Here is a 19,026-nt window from a genome sequence, read left to right on the forward strand (position 1 = left end):
CCACAGTGAATATCGAAGCATTGCAGTCGAGTTGGGTTCAGGTCGGCGCCGCCGGTCCCGAAGCAGTCGAATACTTCTACGACCACCTGTTCAAATCGCATCCCGAGGTGCGCGGCATGTTCCCCGACGATATGGGCGAACAGCGCACGCGCTTCCTGAACGGTCTGGGCCGGATTGTCACCAATGTCGAAACCCTCGCCGCCGACCCGTCTTTCGTGCAGCAGCTGGGCCGGCAGCACGGCAAGCTCGGCGTGATCGCGGACCACTATCCGGTCGCGGGGGCCTCACTGCTCGCGACCCTCGAGTACTTCCTCGGCGAGCAGTGGACGCCGGAGCTCGCCGCCACCTGGACCGCCGCCTACGGCGCGGTGGCCGAGATCATGATCTCCGCCGCAGCGGAACCGGCCGCCGCTACCGCCTGACGCCCACCCGTCATCCCGGTGCGCTTCTTGGCCGGGATCCACACTGCGGCTGTGGATCCCGGCCAAAGCATGCCGGGGATGACGAGGGCTCAGGCCGGAATGGCGGAGGTCATTTACCGGCCGAGCCGCTGGCGGAACCGCTCCCGGAACCGCTGCCCAGGATGCACAGCGGGTTGTTCACCATGGCAGCCTCGGCCGAGCCGGAGGACGAACCCGTCGCACCGGAATCGATGGCGGGCGTATTCGGCACCGGCGCCGCCGGATTCCCGGAACCGCCGTCGCGCATCGACCGGCCGTCCAGGTTCGATGGCGCGGGGACGCCGAGCAGATCCAGCACCGTCGGGGTGATATCGGCCAGGGTGTACCCGTTGTTCTGTGCGCCGCCCGCGAAATCCGGCCCGCGCGCGATCACGAAACCGGCTGTCTCATAGGCGCTTTGACCGCCGTGCCCACCCTCGGGCTTATGGCCGTGATCGGTGGTGACCAGAATCGTCCAGCGCTCATTGCTGTGCGCGGCCGCCCGCGCGTCCACCGCCCGGGTGATCTTCCCGACCAGCGTGTCCACCCGCTGAATCGCGTCCCGGTACGCCTGCGGCCAGATGCCGCGCAGCGTATGCCCGGTGATATCGACCTGATCCAGATGTGTGAACACCAGATCCGCGCCGTCATCGGTGACGGCCGAGACCACCTGTGCCGTCGCGTTCGAATCCGCGGTCGATTCGCAGACTCCCGCGCCGGTCGGATCGATCTGCGTTACGGAAACCTTGTCCGCGTGCGGATTTCCGGTGCGCGCGATCATGCCGATCTTGTCCCAGGTGCCGAGCGATTCGGTGGTCAGGTTCGGCCGGGCCTGCTCGAGCTGGGTGAACACCGTCGGATACGGCGCGAAAGGTGCGGGCGTACAGGTGGAGTCATTGTCCTTGATGCCGTGCTTGGTATCCCATACCCCGGTCAGCGCGGTGGCCCAGGAGACGCACGACATGGTGGTGTGCGGCGCGATCGAGGTCCGCGCCAGCGTGCCCTGTGCGGCCAGCAGTCCGAGGTTGGGTGCGTTGGCGGCGAGCACCTCGCTGTACAGGGTGCCGTCGATGCCGATGACCACGACCTTGTTCACCGTCGGGGCGGCGGTCGCGGGAGCCGCCGCGGCGAGTGGCAGGGTGGTCAGCGCGGCCGCGGCGAGGACGCGAGCGGTGCGAGGCGATAGGGGAGCGCGAGTCGACCTTGGAGACATGCCGCGCAACCTAGATCATTCGGCCCGTCTCGCGCGGCAAAACTGGACAATTGACCACGAGAGTCTCGATGGTTGAGAAAAAGCGCACGTCACCGATGTGATGGCACGCGTCTACCGGGCGGTAATCCGAGATCAAAACCGGACCACTAAGCTAGCGCCCGTAAATCCCGGATCCCTTTCCCGCAGGAGTACCCCACAGTGAGCCAAGCAGGCCGTCCTGTAGTTCTGATCGCCGACAAGCTCGCCCAGTCGACCGTCGACGCACTCGGTGACGCCGTCGAGGTTCGCTGGGTCGACGGCCCCAACCGGCCCGAGCTGCTCGCCGCCGTCCCGGAGGCCGACGCGCTGCTGGTCCGCTCCGCGACCACCGTCGACGCCGAGGTCCTCGAGGCCGGCAAGAACCTGAAGATCGTCGCCCGCGCGGGCGTCGGCCTCGACAACGTCGATGTGCCGGCCGCCACCGAGCGCGGTGTCATGGTCGTCAACGCGCCCACCTCGAATATCCACACCGCCGCCGAACACGCTGTGACGCTGCTGCTTTCGGCCGCGCGCCAGATCCCGGCCGCCGATGCCACGCTGCGTGAGCACACCTGGCAGCGCAGCAAGTTCAACGGTGTCGAGATCCTGGGCAAGACCGTCGGCGTCATCGGCCTGGGCCGGATCGGCCAGCTGTTCGCGCAGCGCCTCGCCGCCTTCGAGACCAAGATCGTCGCGTACGACCCCTACACCTCGCCGGCCCGCGCCGCCCAGCTCGGCATCGAACTGCTGACCCTGGACGAGGTGCTCGAGCGCGCCGACTTCATCTCCATTCACCTGCCCAAGACCCCCGAGACCAAGGGCATGCTGAACAGCGAGACCCTGGCCAAGACCAAGAAGGGCGTCATCATCGTCAACGCCGCCCGCGGCGGTCTGATCGATGAGCAGGCCCTGGCCGACGCGATCAAGTCGGGTCACGTGCGCGCCGCCGGTCTGGACGTGTTCGAGACCGAACCCTGCACCGACAGCCCGCTCTTCGAGCTGCCGCAGGTCGTCGTCACCCCGCACCTGGGCGCTTCCACCGCCGAGGCGCAGGATCGCGCGGGCACCGATGTGGCCAAGTCGGTCAAGCTCGCCCTCGCCGGTGAGTTCGTCCCCGGCGCGGTCAATGTCACCGGTGGTTCGGTCTCCGAAGAGGTCGCCCCGTGGCTGGAGATCGTCCGCAAGCAGGGCGCCCTGCTGGGTGCGCTGTCCTCGGAGCTCCCGGTCAGCCTGGAGGTTCAGGTCCGCGGTGAGCTGAGCGCGAGTGATGTTGCGGTGCTGGAGCTTTCGGCTCTGCGCGGCGTCTTCTCCGCCCTCATCGAGGATTCGGTCACCTTCGTCAACGCCCCGGCGCTGGCCAAGGAACGCGGCCTCGAGGCCACCGTCACCACCGTGTCGGAGAGCCCCACCCACCGCAGCCTGGTGGACCTGCGCGCCGTCTTCGGCGATGGCAGCACCCTGAACGTGGCCGGCACCCTGACCGAGCCGCACCAGGTCCAGAAGATCGTCAACATCAACGGCCGCAACTACGATATGCGCGCCGAGGGCCTGAACGTGGCCGTGCTGGCGTACGAGGACAAGCCGGGTCAGCTCGGCCGCCTGGCCACCAAGCTCGGCGAAGCCGGTATCGACATCCTGGCCGCCCAGCTCACCCAGGACCTGGACCAGGACGGCGCCACCGTTGTCCTGCGCGTCAACACCGAGGTTCCGGCCGAGGTGCAGTCCGCGATCGCCGAGGCCGTCGGCGCGGCCAAGGTCGCCCAGGTCAACCTGGACTGAGCGGAACCGGGCGTAATGCCCGAAAGCGATTGCCGCCGAGCCCCTTCCATATATATGGAAGGGGCTCGGCGCGTATCGGCGGACGCCGGCGCAGCCGCGCCTGTCCGCCTCGACCGCGTCCTCGGCTGTCCGGATATTCGCGGACGGAATGAGCTCGTCCCAGTGTGTGGGAGCGGTTCGCCCTGGTGACAGGGGTGCGCGGGGCACCCGCTATCGTGGCGACTGTTCACGGGCGCATATATCCGAACGGAGCATTGTTTACATGAAACTCGCTGTCATCCCGGGCGACGGAATCGGTCCCGAGGTCATCGCCGAGGCACTCAAGGTGCTCGACGTGGTGGTGCCCGGTGTCGAGAAGACCGAATACGATCTGGGCGCGAAGCGGTTCCATGCGACCGGGGAGATCCTGCCCGACAATGTGATTCCGGAGCTGAAGCAGCACGACGCGATCCTGCTCGGCGCGATCGGCGATCCGTCCGTGCAGAGCGGACTGCTCGAGCGCGGACTGCTGCTGCGCACCCGGTTCGAGCTCGATCACCACGTGAACCTGCGTCCGTCCAAGCTGTACCCGGGCGTCACCAGCCCGTTGAGCGGTGATCCGGAGATCGATTTCGTCGTGGTCCGCGAGGGCACCGAGGGTCCGTACACCGGCACCGGCGGCGCGATCCGGGTGAACACCCCGCACGAGGTCGCGACCGAGGTCTCCACCAACACCCGTTTCGGCGTCGAGCGCGTGGTGCGCTACGCCTTCGAGGCCGCGCGGGCGCGCCGCAAGCATCTGACCCTGGTGCACAAGAACAATGTGCTCGCGTACGCCGGTTCGCTGTGGACCCGGACCGTCGCCGAGGTCGGCGCGGAGTACCCGGATATCGAAACCGCCTACCAGCACATCGATGCCGCGACCATTCATATGGTCACCGATCCGGGCCGCTTCGACGTGATCGTCACCGACAATCTGTTCGGCGACATCATCACCGACCTGGCCGCCGCTGTTTCCGGTGGTATCGGCCTGGCCGCGTCGGGCAATATCGACGCCTCCGGCACCAACCCGTCCATGTTCGAGCCCGTGCACGGCTCCGCGCCCGATATCGCGGGCCAGTCCAAGGCCGATCCGACCGCCGCGATTCTCTCGGTGTCGTTGCTGCTCAACCATCTCGGCAAGACCGAGGAGGCCGCGCGCATCGAGGCCGCCGTCGCCAAGGATCTGTCGGTCCGCACCGGTCCGGCCTCCACCGTCGAGGTCGGCGATCGGATCGCCGCCGCCGTCTGATCGGACGCCGCGGCTCGATTCGACTCCGAAACGCCGAACGGCCCCGCTCCCGGATTCCCGGGGCGGGGCCGTTCGAGTTCCGAATCCCTGAGTCGCACAGGTGTTTACCGGCGAGTAAGCTCCGTTTCGCGGCAAATCGGGTGTCCGGAATTGAAACCTGATGGGGCAGTGAGACATATCGCATTCATGCATTCGGATGCGAAAACGTAACGGGGGCAGCCCTTCCGGATTTGCGGGAGATCAGCGGTCAGCGCATCCGAGGTTGAAAGATCAACGGGAAGCCCTGGGCACCAACGGGACTGCGACCGCCGCGACCACCGCCGCCAGCGCGTAGACGATCGGGAATCCGGCCGCCGTGATCAACGCGCCGAACCCGGGCGCGACCGCCGCCACGGCCAGATTCTGACCGGTGTTCTGAATACCCAGGCCCCGCCCGGACCAGTACGGTCCCGCGATCTCGGCCACCGCGGTGAAGGCCAGTCCGTTATCGGTGACGGTGATGACCGAGGCCGCGACCAGAATCGGAATCGCCGCCCACCACCACTGCGCCCAGGCCGCGAAGGCCAACGCGGCCATGGAGATTGCCGCCGCGATGGCGACCGTGCGCAGCGGGCCCAACCGGCTCGCGACCCGGTCGGACCAGATGCCCGCGCCGATTCGCCCTCCCGCGCCCAGGATTTGGGTGATCGTGACCAGCACCCCCGCCGCCGCCAGTGACCAGCCGACATCGCGGTGCAGCCACAGCAGTGCGAAGGTCCACAGCGTGCCCTGCGGGACACACAGCAGCACCGATACCGCGTGAATGCGCCACAGGGTGGAATCGCCCCGATAGGGATTGACGGGACGCCCTGTGTCACCGATGGATTGGGGGCGCGGCGGATCGATGATGCCGACCAGGCAGGCGATCGCGGCCGCGCCGGCCATCAGCGCGGGCACCAGGATGGCGGTCGAGAAGCCATGTGCCGCAGCGATGGCCGGAATGCTCAGCGCCCCGATGCCGACGCCCAGCGGTTGTGCAGTTTGCCGAATTCCCATGGCCAGTCCGCGTTTATCCGGCGGGAACCAGCCCACGATGACGCGCCCGCTGGCGCCGTTGGTGCTCGCCGCGCCGACGCCGCCGATGAACAGCAGTGCGCCCAGCGCGATGTAGTTGGTGACGGTCGCCGCGGCGACGCCCGCGACGAACATCAGCGCGGGACCGGCCACCAGCACCTTGTGCTCACCGATCCGGTCCACCACATAGCCCCACGCGATCAGTGTGCAGACCAGTCCGATGACCGGCATGGCGACCAGCAGACCGGCCGTGGCCAGCGACAATCCGCGATCGGTCAGGGCGGGCAGCAGGAACGGGGTGCCGTTCACGAACACCGCGCTGGCGCTCTGCGCGAAGACGCCGAGGGCCAGCATGCTCCACCGTCGGGCCGATCCGATCTGTGTCACGGTGGTCATGTCCGCACCTCTATCTCACTATGTGAAACTGATGTCTTACTCTGTGAACATCGGACCTTACGATACGCCTGGGGCATTTGGCTATTTCAGTGGCATGCTGTCTATTTGCTCACACCCCTCGGGGCGGTCCGGGGAACCTCCGCGGGGCGTCGAGTTGCCTTGCGTACAAGGGCTTTCCACATTTCCGGCGACCCGATGCGGGCGGGCATGCCGCAGCCTCTCGGCGGGTCCCGCGCCCGCACCCCGGCCGCCCGCCCCGATCGCCCCCGCTCTCGCCGGTCGGGTGCATTAGGGCAGGTGGAAGCCGGTCGATAGGATGCGAAACATGCGCCTAGGTCGAGTTGCCAGCCCAGATGGGGTCGCTTTCGTAAGCATCGAAGGGGACGGCCCGAGCGCCGTGGCCCGTGAGATCGCCGAACATCCGTTCGGCAACCCGACGTTCACCGGCCGCAGCTGGCCGCTCGCCGATGTCCGCCTGCTGGCGCCGATTCTGGCCAGCAAGGTGATCTGCATCGGTAAGAACTACGCCGACCACGCGGCCGAAATGGGCGGTCCCGCACCGGCCGACCCGGTCATCTTCATGAAGCCGAACACCTCCATCATCGGCCCGAACGTGCCGATTGTGTTGCCGCCCAGCTCCTCTCAGGTGGATTACGAGGGTGAACTCGCCATCGTCATCGGCCGCCCCTGCAAGGATGTGCCCGCCGCCCAGGCGTATCAGGTGATTCTGGGCTACACCGTCGCCAATGACGTCACCGCGCGCGATCAGCAGAAGCACGACGGTCAGTGGACCCGTGCCAAGGGTTATGACACCTTCTGCCCGCTCGGCCCGTGGATCGAGACCTCGCTGGACCCTTCGGATCTGGAGATCAGCACCGAACTCGACGGCGAGGTGAAGCAACGCAGTCGCACTTCACTTCTGCTGCACGATATTCCGAAGATGATCGAGTGGATCACCACCGTGATGACGCTGCTGCCCGGCGATGTCATCCTGACCGGCACTCCCGCCGGTGTCGGCCCCCTGCAGGCCGGTCAGAGCGTGTCGGTGACCGTCGAAGGTATCGGCACCCTCACCAATCCCGTTGCCGCCAAACGCTGATCGAGAGAGAGACATGACTGACGTTCGGGTCCGATTCTGCCCGTCTCCCACCGGCACACCGCATGTCGGCCTGGTCCGCACCGCGCTGTTCAACTGGGCCTACGCCCGCCACACCGGCGGCAAATTCGTCTTCCGCATCGAAGACACCGACGCCGCACGGGATTCCGAGGACTCCTACCGGGCGATCCTGGACGCGCTGCGCTGGCTCGGCCTCACCTGGGACGAGGGTCCGGAGGTCGGCGGTCCGTACGAGCCGTACCGGCAGTCCCAGCGCCGTGACCTTCATCTCGATGTGGTGCGACGGCTGGTGGAGGCCGGGGAGGCCTACGAATCCTTCTCCACCCCTGAGGAAGTCGAGGCCCGGCACAAGGCCGCCGGCCGCGACCCCAAACTCGGTTACGACAACTTCGACCGCGACCTCACCGATGAGCAGATCGCGGCGTACCGGGCCGAGGGCCGTCCCGCGGTGATCCGGCTGCGGATGCCCGACCACGATCTGTCCTGGAACGATCTGGTGCGCGGTGAGACCACCTTCCGCGCCGGTGTGGTGCCGGACTTCGCGCTCACCCGCGGTAATGGCGATCCGCTCTATACGCTGGTCAATCCCGTCGACGACGCGCTTATGAAGATCACCCATGTTTTGCGCGGCGAGGACCTTTTGTCTTCCACGCCCCGGCAGCTGGCGCTCTATGAGTCCATGATTCGGATCGGCGTCGCCGAGCGCACTCCGGAGTTCGGGCATCTGCCGTTCGTCATGGGCCAGGGCAACAAGAAGCTGTCCAAGCGGGATCCGGAGTCGAATCTCTTCCATCACCGCGACCGCGGCTTCATTCCCGAGGGTTTGCTGAATTATCTGGCGCTGCTCGGCTGGAGCATCGCCGATGATCATGACGTCTTCTCCATGGCCGACATGGTCGCCGCGTTCGATATATCGAAAGTAAATTCGAATCCGGCCCGTTTCGATCAGAAGAAGGCCGACGCTCTGAACGCCGAACATATTCGGTTGCTGGAGCCGGGTGATTTCGCTCACCGGCTCCGGGAGTATCTGACCGAACACGGTCATATCGGCGCGGAGATCGACGAGAAGCTCTTCCTTGCGGCCGCAGATTTGGTGCAGACCCGCATCGTGGTTCTGGGTGATGCGTGGGGTCTGCTGGAGTTCTTGTTCGTGCCCGCCGAAGATTTCGTGATCGATCCGGCCGCACGGGAAAAGAATCTCGGCGCCGATGCCGTTCCGGTATTACAGGCGGCTATCGCGGCAGTGGACGGTGTTTCGGAATGGAATGCGGACGCACTCGGGGAAGCGCTCAAGACCGCGCTCGTCGACGAGTTGGGTCTCAAACCGCGTAAGGCGTTCACCCCGGTGCGCGTCGCGCTGACCGGATCGCACATCAGCCCGCCGCTGTACGAGTCGATGGAACTGCTGGGCCGCGAGGAGTCGCTGCGCCGGTTGCGCGCCGCGAACGCGGGCTAAGCGGGAGCAGGGTTGGCAGAGGGCCGGTGAACAACGCTCGAACAGTTCGAAAACCGGCCTCTGACCAGCCGATTTGTATATAACCCGGCAGGTGCTGCTAATCTTCTTCTCGGCCGGAAGCGGTCAGGGAGTTCCCACTGGGAGCAACCTGAAAGCCCAGGTCAATGGGGTATGGTGTAATTGGCAACACAGCTGATTCTGGTTCAGCCATTCTAGGTTCGAGTCCTGGTACCCCAGCTCCGAGAGCTTTTCGAAGCTTTCGAAATGCTGGAGATTCGGTGGTCCGGCCACCGAGAAATCGACAGCACTCCTGGTCCCGTCGTCTAGCGGCCTAGGACGCCGCCCTCTCAAGGCGGTAGCGCGGGTTCAAATCCCGTCGGGACTACAAAGTAAAGGCCCCCAGCCAATCGGCTGGGGGCCTTCGCTTTTCACATACGCCCTGCTCAATCCTGATCGGTGATGGTGCTGCCGCCCAAGGGCATTGCGGGCAGCCCCAGTTTCCGGTGATCCCAGCTGCGCACTCGCTCGGGCACGATGCGAATCGCGATGCGCTTGTTCAGCATCTGCTCCACGAACGGCTTCATCTCTTCGCTGTACGGCCCGGTGTACCGCTCCCACACACTGATTCCCACCTGGAACAGCGCCGCGGGATCGTCATCGATGATCTCGGCGCGGCCCTCGATGGACACCCCGCGCAACTGGTCGTAGGTGTCCCCGGCCTCGAGCAGCACGGTCACCCGTGGATCGCGGCGCAGATTCACCGCCTTCTGCGATTTCGCCTTGGTCTCGAACCAGATTTCGCCGTTGATCAGGCCGTACCACATGGCGGTCAGGTGCGGGGTGCCCGCGGGACCGAGCGTGGCGAGGTTGGCGATTCGGCTGCGCCGCAGGAATTCCGCGATCTCCGGGTCGGACATCGTGATCTGAGCGCGTTGATTGACTCCCATCGGCCGACTGTAATTTACGGCGTATGAGGCGGGTCACACCGGACCGTCCGGTACCGGATGCGCTGATCGTCCCGCTGCGGCCCGAAAACGCCGACGCCCCCACCGGATTCCCGGCGGGGGCGTGAAAACGGCTGTGCGGGCCCGTCAGAGGCGTTTGTGCAACGCGTCCGCCGCCGCCACGAGATCGGCGGCCCAGCGCGCGCCCGGGCGGCGGCCCATCCGATCGATCGGCCCGGAGACCGAAACGGCCGCGATCACCACACCGGTCGCGTCGCGCACCGGCGCGGAAACGCTGGCGACGCCCGCCGCCCGTTCGGCCGCGCTCTGCGCCCAGCCGCGCCGCCGCACCTCGGCCAGCGCGCGCTCACCGAAGACCGCCTCGGGCAGCACGGTGCGCTGCAGATCCGGATCAGCCCAGGCCAGCAGGACTTTCGCGGCCGAGCCGGCGGTCATCGGCATGCGCGCCCCGACCGGAACGGTGTCGCGCAGCCCGGACGCGGGCTCCATCGAGGCCACGCAGACGCGCGCGTTGCCATCCCGCCGATACAGCTGCACGCTCTCGCCGGTGATCTCGCGCAGGCGCGGCAGGATGGTGGCGGCCGCGTCCAGCAGCGGATCGCTCGCGGTGGTAGCCAGCTCCGAGAGCGCGGGCCCCGGGCGCCACAGGCCCTGGCTGTCGCGGGCCAGCATGCGATGTGTCTCCAGGCCCACGGCCAGGCGATGCGCGGTGGCGCGGGGCAGGCCGGTGCGGGTGCACAACTCATTGAGGCCGCAGGGTTGCTCGGCTACGGCGTGCAGGACCGCCATGGCTTTGTCCAGAACACCGATACCGCTATGCTGTCTCATAGAACGATATTAGCGTCTCGCATACTGGGAAACGCAAACCGCGTCGCCCAGGCCCCGGAGCCATTCGGCCCGGGTGGTCGGGCGCTCCCCGCGCCAACAGCCCCGGCACGGGAATGTCTATCGAGAGGTGATGGAGATATGGCCGAGCGGCCACGCACTCTGGCGGAGAAGGTCTGGGACCAGCACGTCGTCGTCCAAGGCGAAGGTGAAGGCGCGCATCGCGAACCCGACCTCATCTACATCGATCTGCACCTGGTGCACGAGGTCACCAGCCCGCAGGCGTTCGACGGCCTGCGCGCGGCCGGTCGCCCGGTGCGCCGCCCCGATCTCACCATCGCCACCGAGGACCACAACGTCCCGACCATCGATATCGACAAGCCGATCGCCGATCCCATCTCGCGGCTGCAGGTCGACACCCTGCGCAAGAACTGCGAGGAATTCGGTGTTCGCCTGCACCCCATGGGCGATCTCGATCAGGGCATCGTGCACGTTGTCGGTCCGCAGCTGGGTCTGACCCAGCCGGGCACCACCGTCGTCTGCGGTGATTCGCACACCTCCACGCACGGTGCTTTCGGCGCGCTCGCAATGGGTATCGGCACCAGCGAGGTGGAACATGTTCTGGCAACGCAGACTTTGTCGCTGCGCCCGTTCAAGACCATGGCCATCAATATCGACGGCACGCTGCCCGACGGGGTGACTTCCAAGGATGTGATTCTGGCGGTCATCGCGCAGATCGGCACCGGCGGCGGCCAGGGCTATGTGCTCGAGTACCGCGGTGAGGCCGTGCGCTCGATGTCCATGGAAGCCCGGATGACCATGTGCAACATGTCCATCGAGGCCGGTGCGCGCGCGGGCATGGTGGCCCCGGACGAGATCACCTACGAGTTCCTGAAGGGCCGCCCGCACGCCCCCGAGGGCGCGGATTGGGATGCCGCCGTCGCCGCCTGGGACGCCCTGAAGACCGATGAGGGCGCGGTTTTCGATGCCGAGGTGCATATCGACGCGAGCGCGCTGACCCCGTTCGTCACCTGGGGCACCAACCCGGGACAGGGCCTGCCGCTGGGGGAATCGGTGCCGGACCCGGAGCAGATCGTGGACGAGAACGAGCGTCAGGCCGCCGAAAAGGCGTTGCAGTACATGGACCTGACGCCGGGCACCCCGTTGCGCGAGTTGACCGTGGATACCGTTTTCGTCGGCTCGTGCACGAATGGCCGTATCGAGGATTTGCGTGCGGTGGCCGATGTTTTGAAGGGCCGCAAGATCGCCGAGAGCGTGCGCATGTTGATCGTTCCCGGTTCCATGCGGGTGCGCGCGCAGGCCGAATCCGAAGGGCTGGGCGAGATTTTCACCGCGGCCGGCGCGGAATGGCGGCAGGCGGGCTGCTCGATGTGCCTGGGAATGAACCCCGATCAGCTTTCGCCCGGTCAGCGCTGTGCCTCCACCTCGAACCGGAACTTCGAAGGGCGACAGGGCAAGGGCGGTCGCACACACCTGGTGTCGCCGCTGGTCGCGGCCGCCACCGCGGTGCGCGGAACCCTGTCCTCACCGGCGGATCTCAACTGATTTCGGCTTTACCGGCCCGTAATCCGCTGCCCTCACAGACATCAGGAGAAACACGATGGAAGCCTTCAAGGTCCACAAGGGGATCGGCGTTCCGTTCCGCCGATCCAACGTCGACACCGACCAGATCATCCCCGCCGTCTACCTGAAGCGCGTTACCCGAACGGGTTTCGAGGACGGACTCTTCGCGGCATGGCGAACGGATCCGAACTTCATTCTGAACGCCGAGCCCTACAACCGCGGCAGTGTGCTGGTCGCCGGTCCGGATTTCGGTACCGGTTCCTCACGCGAGCACGCGGTTTGGGCGCTGAAAGACTACGGGTTCCGCGTGGTGATCTCGTCCCGCTTCGCGGACATCTTCCGCGGAAACGCCGGTAAGGACGGGCTTCTGACGGCTCGGATGGCGCAGAGCGATGTGGAATTGCTCTGGAAACTGCTCGAGGAACAGCCCGGTTTGGAATTGGCGACGGACCTCGAGGCGCGCACCGTGACGGCCGGAACGGTCGTGTTGCCGTTCGATATTGACGACTACACGCGGTGGCGCCTGCTGGAAGGTTTGGACGACATCGGCCTCACTCTCCGGCACAGCGACCAGATCGGTCAGTTCGAAAACGCAAGGCCGACATGGAAACCCACCACCATTCCGGCGCGTATTTCGCAGACGTAATCATTGGGGGGCGTTAGCTGAACGCCCCCAAACGAGGTAGCTGGTCGTGTGCCATCTCTCATCAAAATGGGTGTGGCAGATAGACTCTTGCTCAAAGAAGGTTTACCGTGGTACCTAGTCGGTCCGACGACGGGCCATTAGTCTGCGGAGGATTCAATGAACAAGGCGGAACTGATCGATGTTCTGACCGAGAAGTTGGGTACTGACAGGCGCACCGCTACTGCTGCAGTCGAGCAGATGGTAGATACGATCGTGCGTGCTGTGAACAAAGGTCAGAGCGTCACCATCACGGGATTCGGTGTGTTCGAACAGCGTAAGCGCGCGGCGCGCGTTGCTCGTAACCCGCGCACCGGCGAAACCGTCAAGGTGAAGCCGACTTCGGTGCCTGCCTTCCGTCCCGGCGCTCAGTTCAAGGCGATCATCGCCGGCAAGCAGAAGATCACCGCGAGCGGCCCGGCCGTGAAACGTGGTGTGGCTGCTCCGGTGTCGGGCAAGCCGGCCGGTGCGAAGAAGGCCGCTGCCAAGAAGACCGCCAAGAAGGCCGCCACCAAGGCACCGGCCAAGACCACGGCGAAGAAGGCCGCGACCAAGGCTCCGGCCAAGAAGGCCACCGCCAAGAAGACGGCGACCAAGGCTGCTGCCAAGAAGACGGTCACCAAGGCCACCGCCAAGAAGGCGCCGGCCAAGAAGACCGCCGTCAAGGCGACCGCCGCCAAGAAGGCCACCGCCGCCAAGAAGGCACCGGCCAAGAAGGCTCCGGCCAAGAAGACCGCGGCGAAGCGCACCGCTCGCCGCTGATCGCTCGAACAGCCCGTCGCTGACGGGTTTTCGGCACCGCACAACATGTGAGACGGCCCGGCATCGCCGGGCCGTTTCGCACGTTCGGGGGTAGTTGTTCGGAGGCATTCGGCCCGTCAGAGGCCGGAAATGGTTCGGCCGCCGGGTAATTGCCGCAAAACTGTAGTGCGAAATATCCCGGCGGCTCGAAATGCCCTAGCGCCGAATGTCGGTCGGGTTCAATGCGCGATCGAGATGATCGGCGGCGACCAGCCGGCCCTGCTGCACCGAGAGCACCCAGACGCTGCCCTTGCGATTACGGGCGGGCGGCAGCGTGACGCCGTCCTTGGCCGCCCACCACTCCAGTAGATCCGGAATCACCTTGCCCTGACTGCAGATCACCGGAATCTCCCGCTCGGCCGCCAGATCCCGAATGCGCTTGCGCGCGGTGTCCGGGGCGGCGGCGTAACCGGTTTCGGACAGTTGCGGCTCCAGTTCGATGTCCAGGCCCAGCTTTTCGGCGATCGGGGTCACGGTTTGGACACAGCGCACCGGTGGGGCGGAATGGATTTCGGTGGGGCCGAACGCCAGCAGATTCGGCACCAGATCGCGAGCCTGTGCGCGCCCGGCCTTTTCGAGCGGACGGTCCTCGTCCGCACCGGCGAACCGATCCCGGCGGCCCGCCTTGGCGTGGCGCACCAGCAGCATGGTGGCCGTATCCGGCGGCAGCCGAAGGAAATTGCGCACGATGTGGCGATCCATGGGATAGGACAGCGCGTCCATCAGCCCGTCGATCCGATGCCACTGGAGCACATCGACTTCCGAGTTCGATTCGAAATCGCCGTCGAGAATCTGTGCGGCCCAGTAGTCCACGCGCTTGAGCTTGCGATGTCCGGTCACCGGATAGGTGACGTGGCCGAGGTAGCGGCCGAGCCGGGAGTGGATCCCGGTCTCCTCGGCCACTTCTCGCACCGTCGTCATCACCAGGCTCTCACCCGGGTCCACCTTGCCCTTGGGCAGTGACCAGTCGTCGTACTTGGGTCGATGGACGAGGGCGATCTCGATGGCCCCATCGGGCGCGTAACGCCACAGCACGGCCCCCGCGGCCGGAATGTTGGCTTTCACCCGGGGATCCGGGAAATCGGCGGCGGGGGAGTAGTCCGGTGGTGTCACGGGCGATCCGGACGCCGCAGTCGCATGAGGTAGTCCTGATGGTCGCGAATCTCTTCACCGGCGACATCGGGATCGGGCTGGGCGACCCAGCTGCCGTCGGGCCGCAGTACCCAGCAGCGGGTGGTGGGGTAGAGCGCGGAGTCGAAGACCTCGCCCAACTGCTGTGCCAGCTTCGGATCCTTCACCTGCGCCAGCACTTCCACGCGCCGGTCCAGATTGCGATGCATCATATCGGCGCTGCCGATCCAGTACTGATCCTGGGCGGCGAAGTGCAGGATGCGCGAATGCTCCAGGTAGCGGCCGAGAATCGAGCGCACCTCGATGTTCTCGCTCATCCCGGGCACGCCCGGGCGCAGCCCGCAGATACCGCGCACCACGACCTGTACGGGCACGCCCGCCTGCGACGCGCGGTACAGCGCGTCGATGATCTGCTCATCGACCAGCGCGTTGGCCTTCAAGCGGATTCGCGCCGGAGCGCCCTCGGCGGCCAGTTCCACCTCGCGCTCGATGCGCTCGATAATCCCTTGCCGCACACCGATGGGCGCGACGAGCAGGTTGCGGTAACTGGATTTTCGGGAGTATCCGGTGAGCGAGTTGAACAGATCGGTCAGGTCCGCGCCGATTTCCGGTGCGGCAGTGAGCAAGCCGACGTCCTCGTACAGGCGCGCGGTCTTGGGATTGTAATTACCGGTGCCGATATGGCAGTAGCGGCGGATGGTGGCACCCTCGCGGCGCACCACCAGGCAGGTCTTGCAGTGCGTCTTGAGACCGACCAGGCCGTAGACCACGTGCACGCCCGCCTGTTCCAGTGCGCGAGCCCATTTGATGTTGGCCTGCTCGTCGAAGCGGGCCTTGATCTCGACCAGTGCCACCACCTGCTTACCGGCCTCGGCGGCATCGATGAGCGCGTTCACGATCGGGGAGTCACCCGAGGTTCGGTACAGCGTCTGCTTGATCGCCAGCACCTGCGGATCGGCCGCGGCCTGTTCGATGAAGCGCTGCACGCTGGTGGAGAAGGAGTCGTACGGGTGGTGCACCAGTACGTCGCCCTCGCGCAGCGCCGCGAAAACGTTTCGGGGCGTTTCCCGTTCGCCGAAGGCGGGCGGGGTGGCGGGCACGTACGGGGCGTCTTTGAGATTGGGACGGTCCACGCCGTACACCTGCCACAGGCAGGACAGGTCGAGCAGGCCGGGCACCTGGATGACATCGCCGGGATCGACATCGAGTTCGCGCAGCAGCAGATCGAGCATGTGCTCGGTCATATCGTCCGAGACCTCGAGGCGCACCGGCGATCCGAAGCGGCGGCGCGCGAGTTCGCGCTCCAGGGCCTGCAGCAGATCCTCGTCGCGGTCCTCCTCGACCTCGAGGTCGGCGTTGCGGGTGATGCGGAACGAATGGTGTTCCACCACTTCCATTCCCGGGAAAAGCTGATCCAGGTGCGCGGCGATCAGCTCTTCCATCGGCAGGAAGGGCGCCAGTCCGGTGCCTTGCGCCGCACCGGATTCGCGCGGCGAACGGCGCACGCGCACGAAGCGGTCCACATTGTCGGGCACCTTGACGCGCGCGAAGTGCTCACCGCCGGTGACCGAATCCTTCACCGTGACAGCGAGATTCAGGCTCAATCCGCTGATGTACGGGAACGGGTGCGCCGGATCGACGGCCAGCGGGGTCAGCACCGGGAAGACCTGATCCTGGAAATACCCGGACAGCCGCTGCCTTTCACCGTCGTCGAGATCGGCCCAGCGGGTGATGGCGATGTTCTCTGCGGTGAGGGCGGGCAGCACCTGATCGAGGAACACCCGGGCATGGCGGTGCGCCAGATCCTGGGTGCGGGCCGCGATCATCTCCAGCTGTTCGGTGGGGGACAGCCCATCGGCGGACCGCACCGACAAACCCGTTTCGGCGCGGCGTTTGAGCCCGGCGACGCGCACCATATAGAACTCGTCGAGATTGGACGCGAAAATCGCGAGGAATTTCGCCCGCTCCAACAATGGTTGCGAGGTGTCCTCGGCGAGCGCGAGAACGCGCGCGTTGAAATCGAGCCAGCTGAGTTCTCGGTTCAGGTACCGATCCTGTGGCAAACGTGCCGCTGCCGTGGCAGTGGGCGGTGGGGTTGCCGCGGGCGGGGCCGCGGGTAGTAGCGGCGGTTGCTTGACGGTATCCGTATCGCTCACTCTCACGATCATTCCTTATGTCGTGTGCGGGGTGCCGTTCTGACACCGTCCATTGCAGCGCAGATCACGCCCGGTCAGCACAGTGAGGAACCTGTTCGCTGTACTTGTTCGACTCCCCGACACGCCTGCGACACGCCGATTTCACTGAGCAGCGTGTCCGTGGCCGCTCCGACGCCGAGCGCGGCGGCGCGATCCAGATCCGCCGCCGTGTCCACGTCCTGCCGTAATCCGGGCCAGTCACCGAGCAATTCCACCGCGCCCGCCGCGATATGCCTGCGGGCCGAATCGGGGCCGAAAAGCGGATCCAGCGCGGTGCCCGGATCCCGGACGAGCAATGCCACGGTGCCGCTGCCGTCATGATCAGCAACCACCGAGCGTCGATGTTTCGCCGCACTCACCATGTCCGCGAGTTCGCGCGACCGCAACGCGGGCAGATCAGCCTGCAGCGCAAGCAGATCGACCGGACCGTGCGCACTCCTGATCGCCGCCGCCCCGGCCGCCAGCGCGGCATTGAGCCCACCCGGAATCGCCGGTTCGGGCTGTACGCGCGCACCGAGCCCGCGCACCAATTCACGCACCACCGGATCCGGCGTCACCACCGTCACCGACGCGACGCTCGCCGTGGCGACCGCCGCCGTCACGGTGTCGGTCAGCATCGCCAGCACCAATCTGGGCCGATCGCGCGGCAGCAGCCGATCCGCGAGCCGGCTCTTGGCCAGCTCGAGATTCTTCACCGCGATCACGGCGTGCACGGTGCCCAATTTGCCCTCCGCTGCGCTCCGGGCGGGGTTCGCGGCCCGGGAAGTCTCGATTCTTCCCTCCTCCGCTCCTCCGCTGCGCTCCTCCGCTCCGTCAGTCCAGAATCGAGACGGCCGCGAACCATCGGCGTCGATGCACTCGGTCGTGCGCATGCCCGAATCCTCCCACTCCAAAGTCACGGGGGTGTGAGCGCCCGCCCACCTAGCTCGATAACCCGTAGTACCCGCTCTGGCTTCCCCGCGCCCGGAGTACCCGGTTTGCGATGCTCGGCGCGGTGGATTTCGGGCGCGCTTATATTGGGCAGATGGCTAGGGCAGCGGTGTTGGGGGCGGGGTCGTGGGGGACCGCGTTCGCGAAGGTGTTGGCGGAGGCGGGAACCGACGTCACGATGTGGGCGCGACGGCCGGAGGTGGCCAAAGTGCTGGGCACCGAACATCGCAATCCCTGGTATCTGCCCGAGGTGACGCTGCCGCCGATCGCCGCCACCGATGATCATCGGATCGCGTTGGCAGGCGCGGACATCGTGGTGCTCGCGGTGCCATCGCAATCGCTGCGCGCCAATCTCGCCGAATGGCAGCCCGCCATTCCCGAGGACGCCACGCTGCTGAGTCTGGCCAAGGGCATCGAGACCGGCACCCTGCTGCGCATGAGTCAGGTCATCGCCGAAGTCAGCGGTGCGGATCCGAGCCGGGTCGCGGTGCTGTCCGGGCCGAACCTGGCGCGCGAGATCGCCGATCGGCAGCCCGCCGCCACCGTCGTCGCCTGCACCGATACCGCGCGGGCCGAAGCGGTGCAGCACGCCAGCGCCACCGGATACTTCCGGCCGTACACCAATCACGATGTGATCGGCTGCGAGATCGGCGGCGCCTGCAAGAACGTGATCGCGCTGGCCTGCGGTATCGCCTCCGGAATGGGGTTGGGCGACAACTCGATTGCCAGCCTCATCACCCGCGGGCTCGCGGAGATCATCCGGCTCGGCGTCGCGGTCGGCGCGGAACCGGTGACCCTGGCCGGACTCGCCGGGGTCGGCGATCTGGTCGCCACCTGCACCTCACCGCTCTCGCGCAACCGTTCCTTCGGTCATGTGCTGGGCGCGGGCGGCACCATGGAGGCCGCCCAGCAGGCCACTCATGGCCAGGTCGCCGAGGGTGTGAAGTCCTGCACATCGGTGCGGGCGCTGGCCGCCGCGCACGGGGTCGAGATGCCGCTGACCAATGCCATGCATCAGGTCTGCCACGAGGGGCTGCCCACCGCCGATGCGGTCGGACAGCTGCTGGGGCGGCGGCTCAAGTCCGAGTGATTGCGGTGCGGCGTGGCGCGATTGCGACGCGACCTGGGGCGACCGCGTAACCGCACTGCCATCACCGCCGGATATGGTTCC

General features: G+C 66.4%; 16 protein-coding genes and 2 tRNA genes. 11 read left to right on the top strand and 7 right to left on the bottom strand.

Translation table 11 applies throughout. From position 1 onward, the window contains the following. Positions 1-5: 5 nt before the first annotated feature. Positions 6-422, top strand: coding sequence for a globin domain-containing protein (locus AB0L82_RS03415; protein ID WP_364630348.1), 417 nt, complete (start codon positions 6-8; stop codon positions 420-422). Positions 423-531: 109 nt separating this feature from the next. On the opposite strand, the gene AB0L82_RS03420 is transcribed toward AB0L82_RS03415, so the two are convergent. Then, entirely contained in the window at positions 532-1,653 is a 1,122-nt protein-coding gene (locus AB0L82_RS03420) for an alkaline phosphatase family protein (protein WP_364630351.1), read from the bottom strand. A 198-nt stretch (positions 1,654-1,851) separates the two neighbouring features. On the opposite strand from AB0L82_RS03420, the gene serA reads away from it, so the two are divergent. Both serA and AB0L82_RS03430 read left to right on the top strand, forming a co-directional pair. Further along, positions 1,852-3,450, top strand: a complete 1,599-nt coding sequence (serA, locus tag AB0L82_RS03425; protein ID WP_364630354.1) for a phosphoglycerate dehydrogenase — start codon at positions 1,852-1,854, stop codon at positions 3,448-3,450. Positions 3,451-3,712: 262 nt separating this feature from the next. Further along, positions 3,713-4,720, top strand: a complete 1,008-nt coding sequence (locus AB0L82_RS03430) for a 3-isopropylmalate dehydrogenase (RefSeq protein WP_364630357.1) — start codon at positions 3,713-3,715, stop codon at positions 4,718-4,720. Between the two features lie 270 nt (positions 4,721-4,990). Here the strand turns inward: AB0L82_RS03430 and AB0L82_RS03435 are convergent, their stop codons facing one another. After that, positions 4,991-6,169, bottom strand: coding sequence for an MFS transporter (locus AB0L82_RS03435; protein ID WP_364630360.1), 1,179 nt, complete (start codon positions 6,167-6,169; stop codon positions 4,991-4,993). A gap of 325 nt (positions 6,170-6,494) precedes the next feature. Between AB0L82_RS03435 and AB0L82_RS03440 the strand changes: the two genes are divergently transcribed. From AB0L82_RS03440 to AB0L82_RS03455, 4 genes are all read left to right on the top strand, one after another. After that, a complete protein-coding gene (locus AB0L82_RS03440; protein ID WP_364630362.1) occupies positions 6,495-7,268 on the top strand; it encodes a fumarylacetoacetate hydrolase family protein in 774 nt (257 codons plus the stop codon). Between the two features lie 13 nt (positions 7,269-7,281). Then, positions 7,282-8,742, top strand: coding sequence for a glutamate--tRNA ligase (gene gltX / locus AB0L82_RS03445; protein ID WP_364630365.1), 1,461 nt, complete (start codon positions 7,282-7,284; stop codon positions 8,740-8,742). Between the two features lie 165 nt (positions 8,743-8,907). Further along, positions 8,908-8,979: transfer RNA gene (locus AB0L82_RS03450), tRNA-Gln, on the top strand. A 75-nt stretch (positions 8,980-9,054) separates the two neighbouring features. Continuing rightward, positions 9,055-9,127 (top strand) — tRNA-Glu (locus AB0L82_RS03455). 58 nt (positions 9,128-9,185) lie between these two features. Here the strand turns inward: AB0L82_RS03455 and AB0L82_RS03460 are convergent. Further along, positions 9,186-9,689, bottom strand: a complete 504-nt coding sequence (locus AB0L82_RS03460; protein WP_364630368.1) for a PPOX class F420-dependent oxidoreductase — start codon at positions 9,687-9,689, stop codon at positions 9,186-9,188. Positions 9,690-9,833: 144 nt separating this feature from the next. After that, positions 9,834-10,535 carry an IclR family transcriptional regulator gene (locus AB0L82_RS03465; RefSeq protein ID WP_364630371.1) on the bottom strand — a complete coding sequence of 234 codons (702 nt, stop codon included), beginning with the start codon at positions 10,533-10,535 and terminating at the stop codon, positions 9,834-9,836. Between the two features lie 138 nt (positions 10,536-10,673). On the opposite strand from AB0L82_RS03465, the gene leuC reads away from it, so the two are divergent. The 3 genes from leuC (at position 10,674) to AB0L82_RS03480 (ending at position 13,560) form a co-directional block, all read left to right on the top strand. Beyond that, entirely contained in the window at positions 10,674-12,098 is a 1,425-nt protein-coding gene (gene leuC, locus AB0L82_RS03470) for a 3-isopropylmalate dehydratase large subunit (protein ID WP_364630373.1), read from the top strand. 55 nt (positions 12,099-12,153) lie between these two features. Continuing rightward, the gene (leuD, locus tag AB0L82_RS03475; protein ID WP_153807886.1) at positions 12,154-12,762 is read left to right on the top strand and encodes a 3-isopropylmalate dehydratase small subunit; all 609 of its coding nucleotides are present in this window, start codon (positions 12,154-12,156) and stop codon (positions 12,760-12,762) included. A 156-nt stretch (positions 12,763-12,918) separates the two neighbouring features. Continuing rightward, positions 12,919-13,560: an HU family DNA-binding protein gene (locus AB0L82_RS03480; protein ID WP_364630377.1), complete on the top strand. Its 642-nt coding sequence runs from the start codon at positions 12,919-12,921 to the stop codon at positions 13,558-13,560. Positions 13,561-13,755: 195 nt separating this feature from the next. Here AB0L82_RS03480 and AB0L82_RS03485 read toward each other — a convergent pair whose 3' ends face one another. The 3 genes from AB0L82_RS03485 to cofC all read right to left on the bottom strand — a co-directional run bounded on the left by AB0L82_RS03485 (position 13,756) and on the right by cofC (position 17,797). Further along, positions 13,756-14,712 carry a bifunctional NUDIX hydrolase/histidine phosphatase family protein gene (locus tag AB0L82_RS03485; protein WP_364630380.1) on the bottom strand — a complete coding sequence of 319 codons (957 nt, stop codon included), beginning with the start codon at positions 14,710-14,712 and terminating at the stop codon, positions 13,756-13,758. Next, positions 14,709-16,898, bottom strand: a complete 2,190-nt coding sequence (locus AB0L82_RS03490; protein ID WP_364630383.1) for an RNA degradosome polyphosphate kinase — start codon at positions 16,896-16,898, stop codon at positions 14,709-14,711. Before AB0L82_RS03490 ends, AB0L82_RS03485 begins: the two co-directional genes overlap by 4 nt. Positions 16,899-16,960: 62 nt before the next feature. After that, positions 16,961-17,797, bottom strand: a complete 837-nt coding sequence (gene cofC, locus AB0L82_RS03495; RefSeq protein WP_364630386.1) for a 2-phospho-L-lactate guanylyltransferase — start codon at positions 17,795-17,797, stop codon at positions 16,961-16,963. Between the two features lie 152 nt (positions 17,798-17,949). Between cofC and AB0L82_RS03500 the strand changes: the two genes are divergently transcribed. After that, positions 17,950-18,945 carry an NAD(P)H-dependent glycerol-3-phosphate dehydrogenase gene (locus AB0L82_RS03500; protein WP_364630389.1) on the top strand — a complete coding sequence of 332 codons (996 nt, stop codon included), beginning with the start codon at positions 17,950-17,952 and terminating at the stop codon, positions 18,943-18,945. Positions 18,946-19,026 lie beyond the last annotated feature (81 nt).

The sequence above is a fragment of the Nocardia sp. NPDC052001 genome (assembly GCF_040680615.1).
Lineage (GTDB): Bacteria > Actinomycetota > Actinomycetes > Mycobacteriales > Mycobacteriaceae > Nocardia.